General features: G+C 69.5%; 22 protein-coding genes and 1 pseudogene. 9 read left to right on the forward strand and 14 right to left on the reverse strand.

What is annotated here, in order from left to right:
* The first annotated feature begins 87 nt into the window (after window positions 1-87).
* The 3 genes from DEH84_RS17195 to DEH84_RS17205 all read left to right on the forward strand — a co-directional run bounded on the left by DEH84_RS17195 (window position 88) and on the right by DEH84_RS17205 (window position 4,184).
* A complete protein-coding gene (locus DEH84_RS17195; RefSeq protein ID WP_159099030.1) occupies window positions 88-1,068 on the forward strand; it encodes an AraC family transcriptional regulator in 981 nt (326 codons plus the stop codon).
* A gap of 131 nt (window positions 1,069-1,199) precedes the next feature.
* On the forward strand, window positions 1,200-2,027 hold the full coding sequence (locus DEH84_RS17200; protein WP_159099031.1) for an HDOD domain-containing protein: 828 nt from the start codon (window positions 1,200-1,202) through the stop codon (window positions 2,025-2,027).
* Between the two features lie 231 nt (window positions 2,028-2,258).
* Complete coding sequence (locus DEH84_RS17205) at window positions 2,259-4,184, forward strand: ATP-binding protein (RefSeq protein ID WP_159099032.1); 1,926 nt, start codon at window positions 2,259-2,261, stop codon at window positions 4,182-4,184.
* Here the strand turns inward: DEH84_RS17205 and DEH84_RS17210 are convergent.
* The 3 genes from DEH84_RS17210 to DEH84_RS17220 form a co-directional block, all read right to left on the reverse strand.
* Window positions 4,174-4,749, reverse strand: a complete 576-nt coding sequence (locus DEH84_RS17210) for a YceI family protein (RefSeq protein WP_109038085.1) — start codon at window positions 4,747-4,749, stop codon at window positions 4,174-4,176. The two genes, DEH84_RS17205 and DEH84_RS17210, sit on opposite strands and share 11 nt — an antisense overlap.
* 79 nt (window positions 4,750-4,828) lie before the next feature.
* Window positions 4,829-5,431, reverse strand: a complete 603-nt coding sequence (locus DEH84_RS17215) for a YceI family protein (RefSeq protein ID WP_109038086.1) — start codon at window positions 5,429-5,431, stop codon at window positions 4,829-4,831.
* Window positions 5,432-5,455: 24 nt separating this feature from the next.
* Window positions 5,456-6,007: a cytochrome b gene (locus tag DEH84_RS17220; RefSeq protein ID WP_109038477.1), complete on the reverse strand. Its 552-nt coding sequence runs from the start codon at window positions 6,005-6,007 to the stop codon at window positions 5,456-5,458.
* Window positions 6,008-6,218: 211 nt separating this feature from the next.
* On the opposite strand from DEH84_RS17220, the gene DEH84_RS17225 reads away from it, so the two are divergent.
* The 3 genes from DEH84_RS17225 (at window position 6,219) to DEH84_RS17235 (ending at window position 10,238) form a co-directional block, all read left to right on the forward strand.
* Complete coding sequence (locus tag DEH84_RS17225) at window positions 6,219-7,364, forward strand: GGDEF domain-containing protein (protein WP_109038087.1); 1,146 nt, start codon at window positions 6,219-6,221, stop codon at window positions 7,362-7,364.
* A gap of 5 nt (window positions 7,365-7,369) precedes the next feature.
* Window positions 7,370-8,524: a GGDEF domain-containing protein gene (locus tag DEH84_RS17230; protein WP_159099033.1), complete on the forward strand. Its 1,155-nt coding sequence runs from the start codon at window positions 7,370-7,372 to the stop codon at window positions 8,522-8,524.
* 127 nt (window positions 8,525-8,651) lie between these two features.
* Window positions 8,652-10,238: a hybrid sensor histidine kinase/response regulator gene (locus tag DEH84_RS17235; protein ID WP_159099034.1), complete on the forward strand. Its 1,587-nt coding sequence runs from the start codon at window positions 8,652-8,654 to the stop codon at window positions 10,236-10,238.
* Window positions 10,239-10,256: 18 nt separating this feature from the next.
* On the opposite strand, the gene DEH84_RS17240 is transcribed toward DEH84_RS17235, so the two are convergent.
* The 5 genes and pseudogenes from DEH84_RS17240 to DEH84_RS17260 form a co-directional block, all read right to left on the reverse strand.
* Window positions 10,257-10,778 (reverse strand): flavin reductase family protein, encoded by a 522-nt coding sequence (locus DEH84_RS17240; RefSeq protein WP_109038090.1) that lies wholly within the window; start codon window positions 10,776-10,778, stop codon window positions 10,257-10,259.
* A gap of 47 nt (window positions 10,779-10,825) precedes the next feature.
* Window positions 10,826-11,641 carry a class I SAM-dependent methyltransferase gene (locus DEH84_RS17245; RefSeq protein WP_109038478.1) on the reverse strand — a complete coding sequence of 272 codons (816 nt, stop codon included), beginning with the start codon at window positions 11,639-11,641 and terminating at the stop codon, window positions 10,826-10,828.
* Between the two features lie 19 nt (window positions 11,642-11,660).
* Entirely contained in the window at window positions 11,661-12,572 is a 912-nt protein-coding gene (locus DEH84_RS17250) for a ParB/RepB/Spo0J family partition protein (RefSeq protein ID WP_109038091.1), read from the reverse strand.
* A gap of 72 nt (window positions 12,573-12,644) precedes the next feature.
* Window positions 12,645-12,770 (reverse strand): annotated as a pseudogene (locus DEH84_RS19775) (PEPxxWA-CTERM sorting domain-containing protein); the annotation flags it as partial.
* A gap of 1,142 nt (window positions 12,771-13,912) precedes the next feature.
* On the reverse strand, window positions 13,913-14,698 hold the full coding sequence (locus tag DEH84_RS17260; protein WP_109038092.1) for a ParA family protein: 786 nt from the start codon (window positions 14,696-14,698) through the stop codon (window positions 13,913-13,915).
* Window positions 14,699-14,843: 145 nt separating this feature from the next.
* On the opposite strand from DEH84_RS17260, the gene DEH84_RS17265 reads away from it, so the two are divergent.
* Window positions 14,844-16,403: a choice-of-anchor I family protein gene (locus DEH84_RS17265; RefSeq protein ID WP_109038093.1), complete on the forward strand. Its 1,560-nt coding sequence runs from the start codon at window positions 14,844-14,846 to the stop codon at window positions 16,401-16,403.
* A gap of 48 nt (window positions 16,404-16,451) precedes the next feature.
* Here DEH84_RS17265 and DEH84_RS17270 read toward each other — a convergent pair whose 3' ends face one another.
* The 3 genes from DEH84_RS17270 to mnmG form a co-directional block, all read right to left on the reverse strand.
* Window positions 16,452-17,387 (reverse strand): hypothetical protein, encoded by a 936-nt coding sequence (locus tag DEH84_RS17270; protein ID WP_109038094.1) that lies wholly within the window; start codon window positions 17,385-17,387, stop codon window positions 16,452-16,454.
* The gene (gene rsmG, locus DEH84_RS17275; protein ID WP_109038095.1) at window positions 17,384-18,025 is read right to left on the reverse strand and encodes a 16S rRNA (guanine(527)-N(7))-methyltransferase RsmG; all 642 of its coding nucleotides are present in this window, start codon (window positions 18,023-18,025) and stop codon (window positions 17,384-17,386) included. Before rsmG ends, DEH84_RS17270 begins: the two co-directional genes overlap by 4 nt.
* A 248-nt stretch (window positions 18,026-18,273) precedes the next feature.
* Window positions 18,274-20,346 carry a tRNA uridine-5-carboxymethylaminomethyl(34) synthesis enzyme MnmG gene (mnmG, locus tag DEH84_RS17280; RefSeq protein WP_109038096.1) on the reverse strand — a complete coding sequence of 691 codons (2,073 nt, stop codon included), beginning with the start codon at window positions 20,344-20,346 and terminating at the stop codon, window positions 18,274-18,276.
* A gap of 263 nt (window positions 20,347-20,609) precedes the next feature.
* Between mnmG and DEH84_RS17290 the strand changes: the two genes are divergently transcribed.
* A complete protein-coding gene (locus DEH84_RS17290; protein WP_179950597.1) occupies window positions 20,610-20,900 on the forward strand; it encodes a YkgJ family cysteine cluster protein in 291 nt (96 codons plus the stop codon).
* On the opposite strand, the gene DEH84_RS17295 is transcribed toward DEH84_RS17290, so the two are convergent.
* The 3 genes from DEH84_RS17295 to DEH84_RS17305 form a co-directional block, all read right to left on the reverse strand.
* Window positions 20,869-21,900 carry a sterol desaturase family protein gene (locus DEH84_RS17295; RefSeq protein WP_245932632.1) on the reverse strand — a complete coding sequence of 344 codons (1,032 nt, stop codon included), beginning with the start codon at window positions 21,898-21,900 and terminating at the stop codon, window positions 20,869-20,871. The genes DEH84_RS17290 and DEH84_RS17295 overlap by 32 nt on opposite strands.
* Window positions 21,901-22,020: 120 nt before the next feature.
* The gene (locus tag DEH84_RS17300; RefSeq protein WP_109038481.1) at window positions 22,021-22,440 is read right to left on the reverse strand and encodes a YchJ family protein; all 420 of its coding nucleotides are present in this window, start codon (window positions 22,438-22,440) and stop codon (window positions 22,021-22,023) included.
* A 60-nt stretch (window positions 22,441-22,500) separates the two neighbouring features.
* Complete coding sequence (locus DEH84_RS17305) at window positions 22,501-23,481, reverse strand: hypothetical protein (protein WP_109038099.1); 981 nt, start codon at window positions 23,479-23,481, stop codon at window positions 22,501-22,503.
* A gap of 264 nt (window positions 23,482-23,745) precedes the next feature.
* Between DEH84_RS17305 and rbp the strand changes: the two genes are divergently transcribed.
* Window positions 23,746-24,210: an RNA-binding regulator gene (gene rbp, locus DEH84_RS17310; protein WP_109038100.1), complete on the forward strand. Its 465-nt coding sequence runs from the start codon at window positions 23,746-23,748 to the stop codon at window positions 24,208-24,210.
* Window positions 24,211-24,226 lie beyond the last annotated feature (16 nt).

The raw sequence follows: 24,226 nt of genomic DNA on the forward strand, positions 1-24,226 counted from the left end.
GGGAACATCTGGGATTTTCGGCGCGGCATTGCCACCGCGCGGGTTCTCACCCAGCTGGGTTTCGACCATGGGGTCGGGGTCGACGCCATGTTGCAGCACACGGGCATCACCCGGGCGGTGCTGGATGACCCGGCGGCCGAGATCGAGGCGCTGCAGGAAGTGCAGCTGATCCGCAACCTGCTTCACGCCCTGCCCCACCTGCCCACGCTGGGCCTGATCGCCGGCACGCGTTACCACGTGACCACGTACGGGCTGTGGGGCTTTGCACTGCTGAGCAGCCCCACGCTGGGGGCCGCCGTCAGCATGGCCTCGCGCATGCTGAACCAGACCTTCGCGCTCACCACGAACAGCGTCGAGCAGCACGACCAGCTGGTGCAGGTGAGCTATCACAGCGACCACCTGCCGCCCGACGTGCGCCAGTTCATCATCGACCGCGACCGTGCGGCGGCCGTGACGCTCCAGCGCGAAATCCTCGGGCGCCCGCTGGGCTACCGCCGCATCCAGATGCGCCGCGCCGAGCCCTCGCCCGAGGTGGCGAACGCCTACGCCGAGCTGTTCGGCATCCGGCCCGAGTTCGGCCAGCCGCGTGACGCGGGCATCTTCGATGCCAGTCTGCTGCACGTGCCGCTGCCCCAGGCCGACACCCACACCATGCAGCTGTGCGAGCAGATGTGCCGCCGGCTGGTGGACTCGCGCAAGGCCCGCACCGGCGTGGCCGCCACCGTGCGCAACCGCCTGATGCGCACCCCTGGCCACATCCCCGACATGGAAGAGATCGCGGCCGAGATGCGCATGACCTCGCGCACGCTGCGACGCCACCTGACGGCCGAGGGCGCCACCTTCCGCGGGCTGCTGGAAGAAGTGCGCTCGACCCTGGCCGAGGAACTGATGGCGACTGCGGGGCTGACGCATGGCGAGATCGCCGAGCGGCTGGGCTATGCCGACGTCACCACCTTCATCGAAGCCTTCCGCCGCTGGAAAGGCGTGGCACCCAGCACCTTCCGCCGCACGCAGGGTCTGCCGCCGCCGTCGAGCGGCCAGCTGCGCCGCCGCTTCATTCCGCGCTGACGGGCGATGGGCCGACACGGCCCGCGCTTTTCGTGCCGTGGCGAGAGATAGCGCACGTTTTACGGGCGATGTCCGGCTTTTTGCGTCGGGTGCGGCCGCCTAGACTGACCCGGTATCCACGAGAGCCCGCCATGTCCATCGCCCCCCAGCTGCGCAACCTGAACATCGACCTGCCCGCGTGCCCCAACACGCTCGTCAAGTTGTCCCTGCTGATGGCGGACGACGAGAGCTCGGTCGACCAGCTGGCCGCGCTGATCGAGACCGACATGGCGCTGTCGTCGGCCGTGGTGCGCACGGTCAACTCGGCGCTGTTCGGCCTGCTCAAGCGGGTCGAGACGGTGCACGAGGCGATCCGCTATCTGGGCATGGCGCAGGTGGCGGGCCTCACCTACGAAATCGGCCTGCGGGGCGCTTTCCCGCCCAGCCCGATCCTGCAGCGCATCTGGGATCGCGCCGGCGTGCGCGGCCTGGCCATGAGCCGCATCGCGCGCCAGCTCGATGTCGATCCCTGGCTGGCCCACACCGCGGGGCTGTTTGCCGAATCCGGGCGGGCGGTGCTGTACGTGTACGACAGCGCCCGCTACAGCACGCTGGAGAACTCGGCCGAGACGGACGACGAGGCCCTGCTGTGTGCGGCCGAGATCGAGTCCTTCGGCGTCAGCCATTCGGCGCTGGGGGCGGCCATGGTGCAGTCCTGGGGCCTGTCCCGGGACGTGGCCGACACCGTGCGCTCGCGGCCGCACAGCCCGACGCAATGGACGCAGGAGCGCCCCACCGTGCAGCGCCTGCTCACCATCGGCTCGGCCGTCGACGAACTGCTGCTCAATCCGACCCGCACGCGCGGCAACGATGCCGTGTGGGCCGAGCTCGAGCCGGTGGCCGCGCAGGTGGGGCTGCACTTCCAGGCGTTCCAGCTCGCGACCATGCGGGTGTGCGAGCGCCTCAACATGCAGGGCTGACCACCCGGGGCCATCCGCAACGACGGGACGTGAGCGATTGCTCATGTCACGCCCCGGCGTCTCGCAGGCGTGTCCGGCATCCGGCGAGGTCGGCGGGACGTCACTTGTCACCTTTTGACCCCGCGAGCGCGTGCATCCCGTCCGGTGAACAGGGGGGTTACAGGGTCTGCCATGAGTCCTCCGCGCGCCAGAGCAGGGATAAATGTGACATCGCTGTTGCAATCCGCCCTCATGCTGTCCCCCACCGTCCTGACGCGCACCGCCTCGCAGGCCGACCCCGAGCTCGACACGCTGGTCCACCGCGAACGGCTGCGCATGCTGATGGCCCCCACCGTGCCGGTGGCCCTGGTCAGCGCCGTCTTTGCCGTGGCACTGGGCGTGCTGATCGCGCCCGTCTGCGGCACCGACCGCACCGCAGCCTGGGTGGCGCTGTGTCTGCTCGCCTCGGGGCTGAGGGTGGCGCTGGCCACCGCCTGGTCTGAGCGGGCGCAGCCCAACAGCGCGGGCTGGCTCCATGCGTTGACCGCCGGTTGCCTGTTCCATGGCCTGGTCTGGGGCCTGGCCGGTGCCTGGCTGGCGCCGGTGCAGGATCTGGTCACCAGCGCCGTCATTCTGGCGGTGCTGGTGGGGGCCTGTGCCGTCAGCACCTTCACGATGCAGGCCCACATGCTGCCCAACCTGGCGGCCAACCTGCCCATGCTGCTGCCGGCCGCCGCCGCCATTGCCATGCGGGGTGACCGCTACGGCGCCTTCGGCGGGCTCGGGCTGGTGGCCCTGCTGGCGTTGATGCTGTTCGAAAGCCGGCGGGCCGAACGCCGCATCACCGAGTTGCTGCGACTGCGCTTCACCACCGACCGCATCGCCCGGGAACGCGCCGAGGCGCTGAAACTCGCCTGGCGACACAGCGCCGTCAAGGACCAGTTCCTGGCCACCATGAGCCACGAGATGCGCACCCCGCTGCACGGCATCCTGGGGCTGGCCGGCCTGATCCGGCAACGCCTGCCCCAGCGCCCCGGCGTGCTGACCGAATGCCGACAGCAGGCCGAACTCATCGAGCACGCTGGCGAACACCTGCTCACGCTGATCAACGACGTGCTGGATTTCTCGCGCATCGAGGCGGGCCACCTGCACATCGAGCGCGCGCCGTTCGACCTCGGCACGGTGGTGCACGAGGTGCTGGGCCTGCTGCGCGTGACGGCACAGGGCAAGGGCATCGCCCTGCGCGCCCGCGTGGCACTGCCGGCGCCCTGCTGGGTGGAAGGTGACGCGGCCCGCGTGCGGCAGGTGCTGCACAACCTGGTGGGCAACGCCATCAAGTTCACCGACCAGGGCGAAGTCACGGTGCGCGTGACGCGCCAGGGGGACGGCACACAGGCGGGGATGGCGTTCAGCGTGCAGGACACGGGCGTCGGCATTTCGGCCGACCAGATCGGCCTGATCTTCGAGGCCTTCCATCAGGCCGATGGCAGCTTTGGACGCCGCCACAAGGGCACCGGGCTGGGGCTGACGATCTCGCGCGAACTGGCGCGGGCCATGGGGGGCGACATCACCTGTGTGAGCGCGCCGGGCAAGGGCTCGACCTTCGAGTTCACGGCGCCATTGCCGCCCGCCGATGTGGTGTCCGTGGACGTACCCTTGCCGATGGACGAGGGCGCCGATGCCGCCGCCGCACCCGACACACTGCCGCTGGCCGACTTCGGCGACACGGCCCCGGTGGATGTGCCGATCGAGCCGGAAACCACCGCACGGCCGGGGCGGCGCGTGCTGCTGGCCGAGGACAACCCGGTGAACGCGATGGTGGCCGAAGCGACGCTGCATGCCATGGGCCTGCACGTCACGCATGTGGAAGACGGCGCCGCCGCGCTGGCGGTGCTGACACGCCTGCCCAGGTCGATCGACCTGGTGCTGATGGACTGCCAGATGCCGCAGATGGACGGCCTGGAGGCCACGCGGCGGCTGCGCGACTGGGAGGCCCGTCAGGGCGTGCCGCGCATGCCGGTGGTGGCCCTCACGGCCAACGCCATGTCGGGCGACCGGGCGCGCTGCCTGGCCGCCGGCATGGACGACCACCTGCCCAAGCCATTCAGGCAGGTGGAGTTACAGGCCGTGCTGATGCGGCAGCTCGAGGCCGACGAGCCTCAACGGCTCATTGCTTGATCGCTTCAATCTGGATGACCAGCTTCACGTCGTCCGGGATGTTGGGCACGCCGTAGGTCATGCCGTAGGCGCTGCGCTGGATGGTGGTGACGAAGTCGCCACCGCAGACCTCGCGCTGGATGCGCGGGTTCTGGTAGCAGCCATAGCCTTCGGCCTTCAGCGTGACGGGCTGGCTCTTGCCCAGCAGCGTCAGCGTGCCCTCCACGGCGGTCACCTTCTCACCGTCGAACACCAGCTTGTCGCTCTTGAACGTGGCGGTCGGGAAGGCTTCGCTGTTGAAGAAGTCCTTGCTCTTCAGGTGGCCGTCGAACGGGGTCACGCCGGTGTTGATCGAGCCGGTCTCGATCGTGATGTCGACCGTGCCCTTCTTGGCCTGCTTGTCCAGCACGATGGTGCCGCTCTTCTTGTCGAAGCGGCCACGGGCGGTGGAGGTGCCGAAGTGCTTGGCCTCGAACGTCACGAAGGTGTGCGTCGGGTCGATGTTGTAGGTGGCGGGGGCAGCCTGGGCCACCGAGGCCGACAGGGCGGCCACGGCGGCCAGGGTCGAGAGAGCGAGACGGGTCATGCAGGGCTCCTGAGAGGGGTGCGCGCGGCACCGTTGAACAAAAGGCGCGAGGAAAAGGGCTCGGGGGGAGACGGCCCGCTTACAGCGCGGGCACGCCCTTGAGGGTCAGCTTGAACTTCACCTGGACCTCGTTGGCGACGATGGAGGGATCCCCCCAGTCGCCACCGCCCACATTGAAGTCCAGGCGCTTGAGGGTGAAGCCGCCGACGGCCGTGGTCAGGCCGTTGGCCTGCGTCATCTGGACCGGCACGACGAGGTCGCGCGCCTGGCCCTTGATGCTCAGCTTGCCCGCCACATCGTAGCGGCCCGGGCCGGTGGCCTTGATCGCCGTCGACTGGAAGGTCGCCTTCGGGAACCGGGCGGTGTGGAACCAGTCGGGCTTGCTCAGCTCGGCGTCGGTCTCGGCGTTGATGGCGACGCTGCCCAGGTCGATGCTGAAGCCGACCTGGCTGGTGGCCAGCGCCTTCGGATTGAACGTGCTCTGCACGCTGAAGGCCTTGAAGCGGCCATTGAGCGGCACGCCCAGCTGGCGGGCCACGAAGGTCACTTCGCTCTGGGCGGGCACCAGGGCCTGCGCAGCCAGCGCCGCAGCCTGGGCACGGGCGGGCAGCGGCGTGGCGAGGGTCACCACGGTGGCGATGGCCAGCGCCAGCGCGCCGGTCAGTCGGAGGGAGGGGGTCATGAGGGAAGATCCTTTCATCAGCGGTCAGCGCCCGGGGCGCATGCGGTCGAGCAGGCCGTCGCGGTCGACGAACTGGTGCTTCAGTGCCGCCGCCACGTGCAGCGCCACCAGGCCGATCAGGCCCCAGGCGGCCAGCGCATGCAGGGGCTTGAGCGCCTGGGCCAGCGCCTCATCGACCGGCACCCAGTCGGGCAGCGGCAGCACACCGAACCACACGATGGGGAAGCCCTTGGCCGAGCTGTAGGCCCAGCCCAGCAGCGGCACCGCGAAGAACAGCAGGTACATCAGGTGGTGCGTGCCATGGTGCGCCACGTGCTGCCACGCGGGCATGGCGGCGGTGATGCGGGCCGGCAGCGCCGGCGGGCGGTGCGTCAGGCGCCACAACAGGCGCGCCACCGACAGCACCAGAATGGCCACACCGGCCCACTTGTGCCAGTTGATCAACTTGAGCTTCGCCGGCGAGAAGGGCAGGCTGTCAAGGTACAGACCCATGGCGAACGCCCCCAGGATACCGGCGGCCAGCAACCAGTGCAGCGCAATGGCGGTGAGGGTGTAACGATGGGTGGATGACTTCATGGCGGTTTCAGCGAGCAGCGGACGGTGCCCGCCCTGTGTGAACAGTGTGCCCCGCACATCGTGAAATCGGTTGAGGCTGCTTCACGCCTGGCTTCAATTTTTTTGAATTGCGGTCCGCCGATTGGCCGAGCGGGTGATCCCGCGTTAAAGCGCGCTCGGAAACGTCCGAAAGAACAGATGAACCTCCGTCGGCCTTCCGGCCGGCCTTGCCATGAGCGGCCTCCTCCCTCTTTTTCTCAGCACGGACCCCAAGCAGCGCCTGCGCATCCAGCGCTCGCTGCTGGCGGCCAGCGTGTTCATTGCCTGCATTGCGCTGCAGGTGTACGCATGCTGGGCCGGCCTGATGGCGCGCAGCGAGGCCGAAACGCTGTCCGGCCTGATCGTCGCCAACGTCGTCTTCTGGTACGCCCTGCTGCGCTCGGGCCTCAACCTGCGCTGCCGGGATCCGGCCCTGACGCTGCCGCAGATCATTGCGGCGCTCACCATCATCGTGGGGGCCTACGCCACCACCGGCGCCGCCCATGGCGCGGTGATGATGCTGCTGACGCTGGTCCTGGTGTTCGGCATCTTCAACCTCAAGCCGCGCGCGGCCCGCTTCGCCAGCACCTACACGGTGGTGGCGATGGGGGTGGCCATCCTCTACAAGATCCAGACCGATCCGGCCAACTACCCGCTGCGGCTGGAGGTGGTGCACTTCGCGCTGGTCATCGCCATCGTGCCGACCGTGTCGTCGCTGGCGGCCCAGCTCAGCAGCCTGCGCGCGCGCCTGCAGACGCAGAAGAACGAGCTCGCCCATGCGCTCACCCGCATCCAGATCCTGGCCACCCGCGACGAGCTGACGGGGCTGGTCAACCGCCGGCACATGATCGAGGTGATCAACCAGCACCAGAAACGGCTGCAGCGCTCGGGGCACCACCGCTTCTGCCTGGCTCTGCTCGACATCGACCACTTCAAGCGCATCAACGACACGCACGGCCACAACGTGGGCGACGAGGTGCTGCGCCATTTCGCGCAGGTGGCCCAGCAGGCGCTGCGCGAGACCGACGTGCTGGCGCGCTGGGGCGGCGAGGAGTTTCTGGTGCTGCTCAACGACACCATGCCCGAACAGGCGGAGGCGGGCATCGAACGCATCCGCGAGGCCATGGCCGATGCGCAGGTCGCGCCCTCCGTACCTGAGCTTCGACTCACATTTTCTGCCGGGCTGACCGCCTACGCGGACGACGAGCCGCTGGACCACTGCGTGGAACGCGCCGACCGGGCGCTCTACCAGGCCAAGGCCGCGGGCCGCAATCGCACCGTGCTGCACGCCGCCACGCCACGCCTGGCCGCGCCGCGCCAGACGGCCACGGAAAGGTGACGACCGTGTCGGCCTGTTGGCGCGCGCTCACCGACCTCGTGCTGGGTGCCGATGCGCGCGTGCGCCGCCGCGTTCGCCTGTCGATGATCGCAGTCTGGGGCTATTCGATCAGCTCGGTGCTGCTGGTGTATGCCATGCAGATCGGCCTGGTGGCGCGCGTACCGGGCGAGATGCTGCTGGCCTACATGTGGGTCGGCATGACCACGTTCTATCTGCTGGTGCGCACCGACTGGTCGACCCGGCTGGGCAGTCCCGGCATGGACCTGCCCCAGTGCCTGTACGCGCTGGTGGCCATCCTGTTTGCCTACGCCATCACGGGGCCGGTGCGCAGTTCGGTGCTGATGATGATTGCGCTGGTGCTGGTGTTCGGCATGTTCACGCTGTCGGCGCGGCAGGTCTTCATCATGGGCGCGGCCACCGTGCTCGGGCTGGGCGTCGTGATGGCCACCCTCGTCCAACTCTACCCGGCCGAGTTCGACCCCAAGCTGGAGCTGATCAAGTTCGTGCTGGCGGCCAGCACGCTGCCCGCCGTGTCGGCCGTCGCGTTCTACGTGGCGCAGGTGCGTGGTCGGCTCGTGCAGCAGAAGGCCGAACTGCGCAAGGCGTTCGACCGCCTGCAGGACATCGCCACCCGCGACGAACTCACCGGGCTGGTCAACCGCCGGCACATGCTGAGCCTGATCCAGCAGGCCATGCAGCGCCAGCAGCGCGCCGGTGAGGGCTTCTGCCTCGCGCTGATCGACCTGGACCACTTCAAGCGCATCAACGACCTGCACGGCCACCAGGCGGGCGACGCCGCGCTGCGCCACTTTGCCGAGACCGCGCGCGCGGAGCTGCGGCAGACGGACACACTGGCGCGCTGGGGCGGCGAGGAGTTCCTGCTGATGTTGCCCAGCCCCGATCCCGGGCCGGGCGGCGCGCTGCAGGCCCTGGGCCGCATCCGCGAAGCCCTGCAGGCCCAGCCGCTGGCCGACGGCAGTCTGCGCCTCGGCTTTTCGGCTGGCATCACCGAACACCCGGCAGGCGAGGCGCTGGACCTGACGCTGGAGCGGGCCGACCGGGCCCTTTACGCGGCCAAGGCCGCCGGCCGGCAGCGTACCGAGGTGCTGCCCGTGCCCGCACCGCGCGAACGCCCTCTGGTGAAGCCCGCACAAGTGTGAGACAGTGCGCTCGACACGCCGTCGCGGGGACCGCCACCTTCCCGCCTCGGCACCGGAGGACGCGGCGATGCGGCGCACAGACGCGGCACACCGTGCGGGTGGCGGCCAGACCGACTCGCCCCCATCCATGCTTTCCCCCAGCGCCGCACCGATTCTGTGTGACGGCGAACGCCTGACGGCATCCGACCCCTATCGGCAGATCTTCGAGGCCGCCGGCATCGGCATCGCGCGGGTGGCCCCTGACGGCCAGCTGCTGGAGGCCAACCAGCGCTTCGGCGAGATCGTCGGTCGCCGCTGTGATGCCCTCCCCGGCCTGCACATCCTCGACCTCACGCACCCCGACGACGTGGCGGTGAGCACCGCCGAAATGGAAGCCACGCTGCAGGGCCTGCGCCCGCGCTACAGCCTGGAAAAGCGCTACCTGCGGCCCGATGGTGCGGTCGTCTGGGTGACGCTGAGCGTGGTGCTGATGCGGGACGCCAATGGCGAGCCGGTGCAGTTCATCGCCGTGATCGAAGACATCACCGAGCGCCGACAGCTGCAGGAAGCCATGGCCTCGGCACGGGCGGCCGAGCGGGCCAGCCAGGCCAAGACCGAGTTCCTGTCGCGCATGAGCCATGAACTGCGCACACCGCTGAACGCGATGCTCGGCTTCGCGCAACTGCTGCGCGTCGACCCCCGCCATCCGCTCAACGAGACACAGTCGCGCAGCGTGCAGCACATCGAGCGTGCCGGCGCCCACCTGCTGGCCATGCTCACCGACGTGCTCGACCTGTCGCGCATCGAGGCGGGCAGCATGCCGATCCACATCGCCCCGGTCTCGGTGCAGCAGGCGCAGGAAGAGGCGCTCGCGCTGCTCAGCAACCAGGCGAGCGCCTCCGGGCTGGAGATCCGCTGCGAGCCCCCCGACCCGCCCCTGTGCGTGCACGCCGACCATGTGCGCCTGCGCCAGATCCTGGTGAACCTCCTGTCCAACGCCATCAAGTACAACCGCCCGGGCGGTTGCGTGCAGCTGGAGGCCGTGCCCGTCGGGCCGGATGTCGTGCTGTCCGTGACCGACACCGGCCGGGGGCTGGACGCCGGGCAGATCGCCCACCTGTTCGAGCCCTTCAACCGGCTGGGCGCCGAGCGCACCGGCGTCGAAGGCACGGGCATCGGCCTGGTGATCGTGCACCGGCTGCTGGAGCTGATGGGGGGCCGCCTCACCGTCAGCAGCCGACCGGGCGAAGGCAGCGTCTTCCGCGTGTGGCTGCCAGCCGCTCAGCCCGCCGACGACGCCCCTCGGTGTCGCTCGCAGTTCGGCCACCTGGATGGCGCGCCAGACGTGCCCGCCGAGCACCGCATCTACACGGTGCTCTACGCCGAGGACAACCCGGTGAACGTGGAACTGGTGCGGCAGGTGCTGCGCATGCGGCCGCAATGGCACATCGAAGTGGCCCATACCGGGCAGGAAGCGATCGCGGCCGCGCGGGCCGCCCCACCCGACCTGCTGCTGCTCGACATGCACCTGGGTGACGCCAGCGGGCTGGAGATTGCCGACGCACTGGCCCACGACCCCGCCACCGCCGGCGTGCCGCGCGTGGCGCTGTCGGCCGACGCCATGCCGGATCTCATCAACGAAGCCCGCCGACGTGGCTTTGCCGATTACCTGACCAAGCCGCTGGATGTGGGCCGCTTGCTGAGGCTGCTGGACCAGTTGGCGGCCGGACGCTGAGGACCGCGCCAGCCCGGCTCAGATCGGCAGGTCAGTGAAGAAGCGGCCGCCGTGGTAGACCAGCGGCGCGGCGCCCACGCGCCGGTTGCAGTGCTCGACCTGGCCCACGAAGATGACGTGGTCGCCGGCATCGTGCCGGCCGTGGTGGCTGCATTCGAACGTGGCGACGGCGCCGTCGATCAGCGGCGCGCCTGTCAGGCCGGCCCGCCACGGCGTGCCCTCGAAGCGGTCGATGCCCTTGCGCGCGAACCGCTCGGCCAGCAGGCGCTGGTCGGCCGCCAGCACGTTGATCGCGTAGTGCGAGGCGCGCAGGAAACCGGGCATCGACGTGGACTGCCGCGACAGGCTCCACAGCACCAGCGGCGGTGTCAGCGACACCGAGTTGAAGGAATTGGCCGTCAGGCCGATCAGCTGCCCCTGCGGGTCCCGGGCCGTCACGATGGTGACGCCGGTGGTGAACTGGCCCAGCGCGGCACGGAACACCTCGGCGGTGAACGGCGGCTGGACGGCGGCGGGGGCGGAATCGGGCAGGGTCGACATGGCAGAGGGGTCGTTCAAGACCCCAGTGTAGTGGGCTGGGCCTGCCCTCAGGGCGCGACGGGCTGTCGGCCGTCGGCAATGCGGTAAACCCACACGGGGCGCCCCCCGGGCAGCGCCAGGCAGGCGTGGGGCGCCCAGGCCCGGCCCGCCTCGTCGCGCGCCTCGAACTCCAGGCTCACGAACCAGCTGCCCGCCGGCATCTCGGCACGGGCCTTGGCCATCGCGCGCGGCATGGTTTCAGGCCGTTGGAACAGGTAGAGCAGCGCACAGCCGGCCCAGTCGTCGGCCCACATGTCCCCGCGGCGCACGCGCGCAAAGCGGCAGCGCAGCGCGGCCACCGCCCACCACAGCCAGCTCCACTCCACGCCTTCGATCCGGGCCGCCGGGTAGGCAGCGCGCAATTCCCGCAGCCCGTCGCCGAGGCCGCAGCCCGCGTCCAGCACGCGGCCCTGCGGGTCGGCCAGGGGGGCGCAGGCAGCCAGGTCCTTCAGCGCCCCGCGCGGGGTGGGGAACACGGGCGCGTCACGCCAGGCGTTGACCGGGTAGGCCAGCAACAGCACGGCCAGCGGCAACAGCCAGAGCCAGCCCGGCAGCCCGGCCCCCTGCCCCAGCGCGATCACGCTGAGCGGGAAACCGGCGGCCACGAACACCCGGCGCCACGGCGTGGCGGCCACGGCAGGCCACAGGGCGATCAGCGCCCCTGCCGCGGCGGGCAGGCCGAGGAAGGCCCACGACGGGGCGCTGGCGCCCTTCAAGGCGAGCGCCAGGGCCCAGGCCCCACCCCAGGTGGCCAGGGCCGGCAGGGGCCACGGGCACAGCCGCCCCAGCTTCTGTCGGAGGCCGGAGCGTTCAACGGGTGTCATGCGCTGCCCGGGACGGGCGTCAGGCGGCCGGCGTCGCGCCACCGCGCAGCTTGTCGATCAGGCCGTTGAGCTCTTCCAGGCTGCCGAAGCCGATGGTGACCTCGCCCTGCTCGCCGCGCTTGGTGCGCTTCTTCACGTGGATCTGCACGGCGGCGGTCAGCAGGTCGGAGAGTTCTTCTTCCAGCCGCAGCACGTCACGCGACTTCTCGCCCTTCACGCGCAGCAGCGGCGTCTGCCGGCCGGCCGAGCCCTGCACCTTGGCCACCAGCTTCTCGGCTTCACGCACGTTGAGCTTCTTCGCGATCACCTCGTTGGCGGTCGTGATCTGCAGTGCCTTGTCCAGCGGCAGCAGCGCGCGGGCGTGGCCCATGTCGATGTCACCGGCCATCAGCATGGACTGCACCGGCTCGGCCAGATTCAGCAGACGCAGCAGGTTGGAGGCGGCGCTGCGCGAGCGGCCCACGGCCTGCGCGGCCTGCTCGTGCGTGAGGCCGAACTCGTGCGTGAGGCGCTGCAGGCCCTGCGCCTCTTCCAGCGGGTTGAGGTCTTCGCGCTGGATGTTCTCGATCAGCGCCATGGCGGCCGCGGCCTCGTCTGGCACGGCCTTGACCAGCACCGGCACCTCGTCGAGCCCGGCCAGCTTCGCGGCGCGCGAGCGGCGCTCACCGGCGATGATCTCGTAGCGACCCTCGCCCACCGGACGGACCAGGATGGGCTGCATGATGCCCTGCGACTTGATGCTCTCGGCCAGCTCGTAGAGCGAGCCCTCGTCCATGCGCGTGCGCGGCTGGTACTTGCCGGGCTGCAACAGGTCGAGCTTGAGCACCGACGGGTTGCCTTCGCCGGCCGGTGCGGGGGGGGTGTCGCTGACTTTGGGGCCCAGCAGGGCCTCCAGGCCCATGCCCAGGCCTTTGGATTTCTTGGTCGCCATGGGCGCGATTGTCCGCTGTTTCAGCGCCGGCACAACGGCCGGCTCGCGCACGCCGCCAAAAGGCGGCGGGCCTCAGTGGCGCAAAGCCACGCTGCGCCGACGGGCCACCGCGCCGATGCCGATCAGCCCGGCCAGCATCAGGGCCCAGCTCTGCGGCTCGGGCACTGCCGACACGCTCAGCTGGAACATCCCGGCCGGTCGGGGCAAGGGGTTGCCGTCCGGGCCGAACGCGACGTCGAACGGATCGCCCGAACTCGCTTCGGAGCCACTGACGTAGCCCGCATAGAAGCCGCCCCCGGTGGTGACGGTGCGAGCCGGGATGACCTCGGTCCACGCGGGCACATTGACCCGCTCCACATGGCCACCGACGCCGCAACCGAAGGCCGGCTGATCCCCAACCGCATCGGACATCGGGCACAACCATCCACCCCCTTCGACGCCGTCGTAGACGATGCCCTCGTAACTGGCGGCCGGATGGAACACGGTCTGCTCGGGGATGAGGACCTCCGTGACCGGCTCGGTGTAGCTGCTCGGGGTGCTGACGCCCTGTGCATTCGCCACGATCTCGTACGAGATGGTCACGCTCTCGCCCGCGCCCAGCAAGCCGAGATCCAGCGACTGCGCGGTGCCGCCCACACGGTAGCGCGTGGCATCGGTCTGAACGTAGATGTCGGCACCCGACTGGCTGAAGGTCGTGCCGGTGCCGGTGGTGCGCAGCTGCGCCGAGCTCGACCAGATGGTGTTGCCGTCGGCCCGGACATTGAACGAGATGGACGAGGACAGGTACTCGTCGCCCACGAGCGTGGACTGCACGAAGGACTGCAACGCCCCGGGCGTGATGTAGAAGCTGAAGGTGGCCCGCTGGGTGGTGCTGGCCGTGTTGGTGATGGTGTCGGTGAGGCGGAACACCCCCGTCACGTCGTACACCCCATAGCCCGTGGTGCGGCTGCCGAAGTCGCCGCCGGCATAGCCGTAGGTGTGGATGAACGCGCTGCTGGTGCCGCCCTCGCCCCCCCAGCCGCCGGCGCTCTCGTAAAGGTCGACGGAGAACGCGCCGGTGGCGCTCTGGGTGATGGCGGTGCCGTTGTTCAGCGCGTAGCGGCTGTCGGCCTCGAGGGAGGCCGCCTGGGCCGTGGTCAGCGCCATCGCGAGGGCGACCGACAGGGACAGCGTCTTCAGAGGAAGTGCGCAGGGGACTTGCATGGATGGACTCTCTGTTCTTTTGGATGGTGGGCGCCCTCTCCCCGGGCACCAATCTCCAAAAATAACAAAGGGTCCTTCAGCGGGCCATCACCGTTGAAGGGGGACATACCCCGCCATCGGGCGAGGTCCGGCGCGGGTCAGGCCGCAGAGCGCAGCCCGCCTGTCACCCGCTGCACCACTTCCTGGGCGAAGGCCACAAAGGCCTGGGCGCCCTTCGAAGCCGGGTCGAAGACGACGCCGGGCACACCGTAGCTGGGCGCCTCGGCCAGACGCACGTTGCGCGGGATCACGGTGTCGAACACCTTGTCCCCGAAGTGGCCCTTGAGCTGTTCGCTCACCTGCTGCTGCAGCGTGATCCGCGGGTCGAACATCACCCGCAGCAGGCCGATCAACTGCAGTTCGCGGTTGAGGTTGGCGTGCACCTGCTTGACGGTGTTGACCAGATCGGTGAGGCCTTCGAGCGCGAAGTACTCGCACTGCATCGGCACGATCACGCCGTGGGCACAGGTCAGGCCGTTGAGCGTGAGCAGGCTGAGCGAGGGCGGGCAGTCGATCAGCACGAAGTCGTAATCGGCCGCCGCGGCCTCGATGGCGGTCTTCAGGCGGCGATCGCGGCGCTCGAGGTTGACCAGTTCGATCTCGGCGCCCGAGAGCTCCCGGTTGGCGCCCAGCACGTCGTAGCCGCCCTTGGGGCTGCGCACGCGCGCCTCGGCAATGGCGGTGTGCTCCAGCAGCACGTCGTACACGGTGTGCGCCAGCGTCCGCTTGTCGACCCCGGAGCCCATGGTGGCGTTGCCCTGCGGGTCCAGGTCGATGATCAGCACGCGCTGCCCAATCTGGGCCAGGCCGGCAGCCAGGTTCACGGTGGTGGTGGTCTTGCCCACCCCGCCTTTTTGGTTCGCGATGCAGAAGATGTGCGGCATGGGCAGATTATCGCCTGCGCCCTCCCCCTCAACCGCGGGCCCACCTCACCGCCCGCCGTCACGGCACCGTCACCCGGCCTGCGCAAGCTGTCCGGCTCGTGCGGCCGCCTCTGCAGCCGCTTGGCAAGTCCTGCAGTCCCACCCCATGAAAAAAAACTGTGTTTCCCTGCTCCTCAGCACCGCGCTGGCTGCCCTGTCCGCCCCCGCCACCGCCGGCCTGCTCGACGGCGCCCGCCAGGCCTGGACGCACCAACATGCCGCCACCGACGGCTACCTGGCCGAGATCCTGAGCTTCGACGCCGGTCGCAACGAAATCTGGGTCTCGGGCGTGAGTGGCATCGACATCCTGGACGCCCGTACCGGCGCGCTGCAGCAGCGCATCGATGTGCGCGCCTCGGGCAGCGTCAACAGCGTGGCGATCCACAACGGCGTGGCCGCGATCGCGCTCGAACACCCCACCCAGCGCGAGCTGCCCGGCATCGTGCAGACCTACAGCACCGCCACGCGCACGCTGACCGGCCAGTACACTGTGGGCGCGCTGCCCGACATGCTGACCTTCACGCCCGATGGCCACCGCCTGCTGGTGGCCAACGAAGGCACGCCCGACAACACCAGCCAGAGTGGCGTCAAGGCCGCCAACAGCCACTACGGCGCGCTCACCTCGCCGAGCGGCACCTTTCCCCGCCGCTACGGCAGCCATGCGCTCGACCCAGTCGGTAGCATCAGCATCATCCACCTGGGCACCGGCACCGTGACCACGGTCGGCAACCTGGATGCCGCGCCACGCACCGGCAGCCACCTGCGCACCAACACGGGCATGAACTTCGAGCCCGAGTACATCGCCGTGAACGCAGCCGGCACCAAGGCCTACGTGACCCTGCAAGAAGCCAACGGACTGGCGGTGGTGGACCTGGCCAGCGGCACGGTGGACAAGGTCGTCGGCCTGGGTGCGAAGGATTTCAGCGCCGCCGGTCAGCGCATCGACCCGAAGAACGACGGCAGCATCGGCCTGGTGTCGGTTCAGGCCAAGGGCCTGTACATGCCCGACGGCATCGCGACCTACACCCGCGGGGGCCAGACCTTTCTGGTGATGGCCAACGAAGGGGACTTCCGCGAGGACGACGCCGACCGCAGCGCGGCCAGCAGCGTGGACCCGAGCCTGTCGGGCACCCTGCTGTCCAACCTGCGCGTGTCGAACACCGACTCGTCGGCGGGCGCCTTGTATGCGGCGGGCGCCCGGTCGTTCTCGATCCGGGATGCCGAGGGCCAGCTGGTGTACGACAGCGGTGAGATCCTCGACCGCGAAGCCATGGCCCTCGGCATCTACGACGACGGCCGCAGCCGGGACAAGGGCGTCGAGCCGGAGAGCATCGAGCTGATGGAGATCGACGGCCGCACCCTCGCCTTCGTGGGACTGGAGCGCACGACCAAGGCGGCCGTCGCCGCCTTCGACATCACCGACCCGCGCAACGTGACCTTTCTGCGCATGCTGGTGGCCGAAGGCAGCGTGTCGCCCGAAGGTCTGAAGGGCTTCCGCCTGGGCAACGCCTACTACCTCGGACTGTCCAACGAGGTCAGCAACACAACCACGCTGTTCCACCTGGGTACCGCCGCCGCGCCCGTACCAGAGCCGGGCAGCCTGGCGCTCGTGATGGCGGGGTTGGGTGTGCTGGCGGCCGTGCAACGCCGCCGTCCCAGTCACTGAGCCGGCATCGGCGGGGGCGGGACGCCTGGGCACCGTCCCCTCGCGGGGTCAGCGGCGGGCTTTCTGGTGCGCCGGCTGCACGGCGCCCTTGCGCTGCGGAGCGGCAGCCGTCTTGCCCTTGCCGCGGCGGGTCTGGAGCGACTGCGCATGGCGTGATGGCGATGTGCCCGTCTCCACCGCCGCCGGCTTGGTGGCCATCCCGGGCTTCGGGCCTGCAGCCTTCACCGAGGCGTTGGCGGCACGCGCGCTGGGTTTATGCGCTGGCACCGCCGGCTGGCCGGCGCGCGGGCGCTGCCGAGCCACCGCCGTCGGGGCGGTCTGCCGGGGAGCGGGCGCTGGCCTTGCCTGCGCGGGCCTGTGGTGCGCGCCCGCCCGCTCCGTGGTCCTGGCCTTCACCGCCCCACTTCGCGGGCTCTCGCTGCGTGGCGCGGGCTGCATGTGCTGGGCGCGGTTGGCCACGCGCTGCGAGTGCGGCGCGGCGGCCGAGTTCCGGTCCGACGCGGGCGCCCCCCGCAGATCGGCACGCGTGATCGCCCGGCCCGCCTGGCGCTTCTCGGGCTCGCGGGGCGCCTTGTTCGTGACGTTGCGGAGGGAGGCGGCACCCTGCTGCGGTGCCCCGGCCACGCGCGGCTCGGCCACGGCCGTGGTGGTCGCACGGGCACGGGGCTGCATTGCACCACGCGGTGCGTCCCGCTTCCCAGCCACCGCTGAGGTCGCTTGCTCCGCGCGCGCTGTCACCGGACGCGTGGGCGCCACACCCCGCATCTCTGCCGCCCTTTTGCTGCCGGCCACCGGCTCTTCTTCTGCAGCAAACAGCGGCGTGTCCGGTGTCCACCCCTTGGGCGGCGGCACCTCCACCGCCCGACTGACGGCGGGCTGGGCCTGACCACCGGCGGACAGCAGCCCGGCCGCCAAGCCAGCCAGAAGCTGCGCGCACAAGGCCACACGGCGCAGACGGCTGCCGGGTCGCTGGGGCAGGCTCATGCTGCGCTCCGCATCCACACCAGGCAGCGCTCCGCGTCCAACTGGGGAACCGTCAGTTGTTCCACGTGAAACACCTCCACCTCGCTGGGCAGCGCGGCCTGCTCGTCACCCGGCGGTTTGCCCTTCATCGCCATCCACACGCCGCCGGGCGCCAGCAGCGCGTGCGTCAGGCCCACGAAATCCGACAGCGAGGCAAACGCCCGTGAGGTGATCACATCGAACGACGATTTCAGCTGCTCCACGCGGGCGTGCTCTGCCTTCAGATTGGGCAGACGGAGCTCCGCAGCCACCTGACGGATGAAGGCTGCCTTCTTTCCCACCGTGTCGACACAGGTCACGTGGACGTCGTCACAGCAAATGGCCAGCACCACCCCGGGCAGCCCGCCTCCGCTGCCCACATCCAACACGCGGGTCGGCTGGGCACCGCCAGCAGCACGACGCACTGCCAGGTGCCGACCCAGCGGGGGCAACACCGCCAGGCAATCTGCCAGGTGGTGTGTCAGCATGTCCGGCGCGTCCCGCAGGGCAGTCAGGTTGTAGGTGCTGTTCCAGTGCTGCAGCATGCCCATGTAACGGGCCAGCAGCGCCTGGCGCTCGGCCGACAGCCCCACCCCCAAAGCCGTCAGCGTCGGCTGCATGGCCTCCACCCAGGCATCAGGTGCCCATGTCACAGGGGGCCGCGCACGAGCCACCGGCGATGTACGGGTAAGGAATGTCGGCGAAGCCGGCGGGCGTCGTGGCCCCTTGCCACGCGAAAACGAAGACATGAATACTCCACTCTGGCCCCACCATTCGCGAGACCGTCTGTCCATCATAGCCAGCGACACGGTGACCGCATGCGTGCGCCAGACTTCCGCTGTTTCACGTGAAACAGCTGCCTTTGTGATCAGGCCGGTGCGCCCGCCTCACCGTTGACCGTCTCGCCGTCCTGGCTCGTGAACCCCTTGAAGCGCCCCTTCTTCAGGTGGATCAACAACAAGGAAATCGCTGCCGGCGTCACTCCGGACAGGCGCGACGCCTGCCCCAGCGTTTCCGGCCGGTGCTTGCTCAGCTTCTGACGCACTTCGAAACTCAGCGCCGCCACCTGCATGTAGTCCAACTCAGGGGGCAGCACCATGTTCTCGAAATGAGCCGCGCGCTGCACTTCTTCGTTCTGCTTGGTGATGTAGCCGGCGTACTTGATGCTGATCTCGACCTGTTCGATGACAGCCTCCCCCACTGCATCGCCCAGCTCTGCCCGAAGGGTCGCGCGGGTGACCGGCGTCTTGAGGTCCGCCTGCCCTTCCGCGCCGGCATGGGCACGCAACACCGCCTGCTCGCGCGCGGCAATCGCGTCGATCTCGTTGATCTGGTCGTAGCTCACACCCGGGCGGCGCAGCAGGTCCGCGAGGTTGTATTCATGCTCCAGGGCCTTGCCGAGCAGGCGCTCCGCATCGGCAGCGGGCAGCGTCACGGGCCGCACCCAGGTCGTCCGCAGCCGCTCTGTTTCACGTGAAACAGCATCCCGTTTGCGGTTGAAGGCGTCCCAACGCATGTCGTCGACCAGACCGATCTGGCGCCCCAGCTCGGTCAGGCGCATGTCGGCGTTGTCCTCACGGAGCTGCAGGCGGAACTCGGCGCGGCTGGTGAACATGCGATACGGCTCCGTCACGCCCTTGGTGATCAGGTCGTCGACGAGGACGCCGAGGTAGGCCTGGTCGCGCCGAAGGGTAAAGGGCGCTTCACCCTTGGCCTGCAGCGCCGCGTTCACGCCCGCATACAGCCCCTGGGCCGCGGCCTCTTCATAGCCGGTCGTGCCGTTGATCTGTCCAGCAAAGAACAGGCCCTGGATGGCCCGGGTCTCGAAGGTCGACTTCAGTTCGCGCGGATCGAAGTAGTCGTACTCGATGGCGTAACCCGGGCGCAGCACATAGGCGTTCTCCAGGCCCGGCATCGTGCGCAGCGCCGCGAGCTGGATGTCGAACGGCAGCGAGGTGCTGATGCCGTTCGGATAGAACTCGTTCGTCGTCAGGCCTTCCGGCTCGAGGAAGATCTGGTGCGAGTCCTTGTCCGCGAAGCGATTGATCTTGTCCTCGATCGACGGGCAGTAGCGCGGCCCCACCCCTTCGATGATGCCGGTGAACATCGGGCTGCGGTCGAACCCGGACCGGATGATGTCGTGCGTCTGCTGGTTGGTGTGCGTGATCCAGCACGGCAGCTGGGCAGGATGCTGCTCGGGGGAACCGAGGAAGCTGAACACCGGCACGCCCGGGCCCGTGGGTGCCGAAGCCCCCCACCGTCCGACCGGTGCCACCCCATCGCCAGGCTGCTCGCTGAGCTGGCTGAAGTCGATGCTGCGCCCGTCGATGCGGGGCGGCGTGCCGGTCTTCAGGCGACCTTGCGGCAGCTTCAGTTCCTTCAGGCGCGCCGACAGCGACACCGCCGGCGGATCCCCCGCGCGGCCGGCGCTGTAGTTCTGCAGGCCCACGTGGATCTTGCCGTCCAGGAAGGTGCCGGCCGTCAACACCACTGCGCGCGCGCGAAAGCGCACGCCCACCTGGGTCACGGCCCCCACCACCCGGTCGCCTTCGACCATGAGGTCGTCCACCGCCTGCTGGAACAGCCACAGGTTGGACTGGTTTTCCAGCCGCTTGCGGATGGCCGCCTTGTAGAGAATCCGATCGGCCTGGGCACGGGTGGCGCGCACCGCAGGCCCCTTGCTGGAATTCAGGATGCGGAACTGGATGCCGCCCTCGTCGGTCGCCTGCGCCATGGCCCCCCCCAGGGCATCCACTTCCTTGACGAGGTGGCCCTTGCCGATGCCGCCGATCGACGGATTGCAGCTCATCTGCCCCAGCGTTTCGATGTTGTGGGTCAGCAGCAGCGTGGCGCACCCCATGCGGGCCGCGGCCAGTGCCGCCTCGGTGCCGGCATGGCCTCCACCGACCACGATGACGTCAAATTCCTGGGGATAAAGCATGGCGGACCTCTGAAAGGAGCACGGGGCGACGCCTCACGGCGTGCCACATTTTTGAGCAACCTTCCATTGTACTGAAACCCGCCCGAACCGGGGCCCGCCCGCCATCGCCCCGCCGTGGGCCGGGGTGTCTCCCCACGCGGCCTCAAGTTAGGGATGGGCGACGCCCGAGGCACGGGTCTACAGTGAATCGGCAGTCGCTGTCATCACGACGATCATTCAAACGGGGTTGTTGTTGCGCGCAGGGCCGGCGGCGACAATGCGGGATGGCCCACACGCCCTTCCCGCCTGTCGCCGCCGCGCCGGCATGCCGCCCGGGCTGCGGCGCGTGCTGCACCGCCCCCTCCATCAGTTCGCCGATGCCCGGCCTGCCTCACGGCAAGCCCGCCGGCGTGCCGTGCCCCCACCTCGACGCCGCCTTGCGCTGCCAGCTGTTCGGTCAGGCCACGCGGCCGGCCGTGTGCGGCTCGCTGCAACCCTCGCCCGAGATGTGTGGCAGCAGCCGGGCCCACGCCATGCTGTGGCTTACCGAGCTGGAAGTGGCGACCCGCGGCTGACCTCGGTCGGCGCCTCCCGCCCTTCCAGCATCCACTCGGGCGGCACCCCGGCCGCCTCGCCCGTCAGCGCCTTCATCCGCACGCGCAGGTCATCGGTGGTCAGGCCCCGCCCGTCCGGCGCCCAGCCCGGGGGGCCGAACAGATAGCCCAGCAGGTGGGCAGGCCGGCGCGCTTTCAGCGCGTCTCGCGCGATGGCTGCCCATTCCGCCAGGCAGATCCGCAGCGCCGTGTACGAACGCTGCGGCTTGACCAGCCCGTAGCGGATCGGCACCCCGTCCTTCTCTTCCACATAGGTGCCGAACAGCCGGTCGAACAGCATGATGGTGCCGCCATAGTTGCAGTCCAGGTACTCGACATTGGCCGCGTGGTGCACCCGGTGCGCCGAAGGCGTGTTGAAGACCCCCTCCATCCAGCCCAGCTTGGGCACCAGGTCGGTGTGGATCCAGAACTGGTAGACCAGGTTGAGCCCGTAGGACATCAGCACGGCGTCGGGTGAAAAGCCCAGCAGGCACTGCGGCGCAAAGAAGACGAAGCCGCCGCTGACCTTGCCGGTGATCGACTGCCGGAACGCGGCGGCCAGGTTGTACTCGTTGCCCGAGTGGTGCACCTGGTGGGAGGCCCAGTACCAGCGGATGCGGTGGCCGGCACGGTGCAGCCAGTAATAGAAGAACTCGGTCGTGAAGAACATGGCCACCCAGCCCCAGGCCGTGTCCATGGGCACGGTCCACAGCCGGTGCGCGTACATCCATGCCCCGAACGGCAGGGCCGCACCCAGCACAGCCCCCATCGGGATGGCTTCCACCACCACCCGCCAGCCGTTGATGCGCACCGTCGTCCAGAAGGCACGCCAGTCATACGCGCCGGCCCCCCGTCGTCGGGCAATCAGCACGCCCTCGGCCGCGGTCACCAGCACGGCCGACACGCCGAGCACGGCCATCATGATCTGGATGCTGTCGAGCCGCGCGAGCGCGTCGCTCAGGGAAGAGAGAGAGGACCACATGCGCCCACCATAAGGAGGCGCCCGCGCGGTGTCTGCCGGGGAAGCCCTTCCGCCCCCCATTTAACCCCGCGGATGGGGGCCTGCACAGCGCAGCGCGGGGGGTGAGCGGACGCCAGGCGGTCAGGTGCCGTCGTCCAGCGCCTTCACGTAATACCAGCGCCCGTCCTCGCGCACGAAATCGCTGACCTCCTCCAGCCGATGGGCGCGACCGCCCAGCTTGCTGCGGGCCACGAAGTCCACCAGGCCGCGGTCGGGCCCCGTCATCCCGGTGCGGCGCACCGTCAGTCCCAGCCACTGCAGACCGGGTTCAGGCGGCTCGATCAAGGCGGGCCGGGTGTCGGGATGCCAGGTGGCCAGGAGGTATGCGCGCTCATCCAGGACGAAGGCGCTGTACCGCGAGCGCATCAGCGACTCGGGATCCGGCGCCTGCAAGGCCAGCGGGCCGGCATGGTAGCGCCCGCAGCACGACGCATACGCGGCGGGTCGCCCGCAAGGGCAGGGGCGGGCATCGGCGGCAAGGGCGGGGGCACGGCGTGACATGGCCGCGATGATGGCACGGCCGCCGTGCGCCATGTCCGTGCGATGCGTGCAACGCGGCCTTCAGGCCTGCTCGACGCCTGCCTCCGCCACATCCGCCTGCTGCAGCGCCAGGAACACCTCGCACACCCCGCGCAGGTAGACCACGGTGGGCAGCACCAGCGCCAGTGCGAACACCACGCCCCCGCCCACTGTCGCGGCGCGGATGTAGGGCAGCGCGTCCGCTGGCACAGTCAGATCGACCACGCGCACGTTGTAGCCCATCAGGCCCGCCATCAGCATCTCTGGCTTGATGTCCACGCCCAGCACGAAGATCGACGCCTCGGCCATCACCCGGCCACCCGCCATCACCATGAAGCTGGTGGCCGCCCCGGTCAGGCCGGTGACCAGGCTCAGCCCTCCGACGAGCACCGCGGACTGCAGCAAGCGTTCGCGCACCAGCCGCACCAGCGCCCGGCACGCCTGCCACGACGAGGCGCCCGACCAGACGACCGGCCCGGTCAGCGGGGCGATGACCGCCACCACCGACAACATGGTGAGCCCCAGCAGCAGCACCGTGGCCGGCACCACCAGCACGAACAACCACGGGCCCACCTTCGGCAACCCGCTGAGCCAGTACAGCCCGGCCACCCCTGCCGCCAGCGTACCGACCACCAACACGGCGGCGAGCACCGCGAGCAGCATCCGGTGGCCCACGCCCAGGCCGTCCTGCACGGCAGACCACCCATCGCGCGGCACGACGCCCCGCGCGCGGTCCATGGACATCAACCCGGCGGCATTCGCGCCGTAGAACGCAATGAAGAGCGCGGCGGCGCCCTGCCCGATCGCCCAGTTCGTGTCACCCCGCCCCAGTGAGGCCTGGGCACTGGCCACCGCGAGGCCTGCGCCGGAGAAAGCGGCCAGCAGCACGTAGATCACCTGGCCATCGCGCACGGCTTCGATGCTGGCGAGCACGCGCACCAGCGCCTGCCACCAGTCGAACCGGCGACGGACCGCCCGCGGGCTGGCGTTTTCGGGGGGAGATGCAACAGATTCTGGGCTCATCAGGGTGGGATGTCGGGCGTTCAACGGGGTTCCCTGCCGGGCCGATCATAGGGGCTAGCCCTGATGCAGGCATGAAGCGCAGGCACAACAACGCACCCGGATGGTTGACACGCTGGCACAAATAAGGGTTGAAAACGCTGGCCGATCGTGCAGGCATCCACCATAATGGTTTCGTCTGTGTCTGGAAGCGGCACCGTCTTTGGAATGGGTCCTGATGGGTTGAAGCTCCACATGGTTACTTAGTTACTTGAAAGGGGCTCTCTCGTGGGCAACAAACTTTACGTGGGCAACCTGGCCTACAGCGTGCGCGATCAGGATCTGCAGGACGCTTTCTCGGAATACGGTGCCGTGAGCTCGGCCAAGGTCATGATGGACCGTGAAACTGGCCGTTCGAAGGGCTTCGGCTTCGTCGAAATGGGTTCGGATGCCGAGGCGCAAGCCGCCATCAACGGCCTGAACGGTCAGCCCGTGGCCGGCCGTGCCGTGGTCGTCAACGAAGCCCGTCCTCGTGAAGAGCGCCCGGCTGGCTTCCGCAGCCCGTACGGTGGCAGCGGCGGTGGCGGCGGCGGTGGTTTCGGCGGCGGCCGTCGTGAAGGCGGAGGCGGCGGTTACGGCGGCGGCGGCGGTGGCCGTGGCAATGGTGGCGGCGGCTACGGCGGTGGCCGTGGCAACGGCGGCGGTGGTTACGGCGGTGGCCGTGGCGACGGCGGCTACGGCGGCGGCTACTGATCGGCCCCTGCTCCGG

It is taken from the genome of Aquabacterium olei, from assembly GCF_003100395.1.
Classification (GTDB): Bacteria; Pseudomonadota; Gammaproteobacteria; order Burkholderiales; family Burkholderiaceae_C; genus Aquabacterium; species Aquabacterium olei.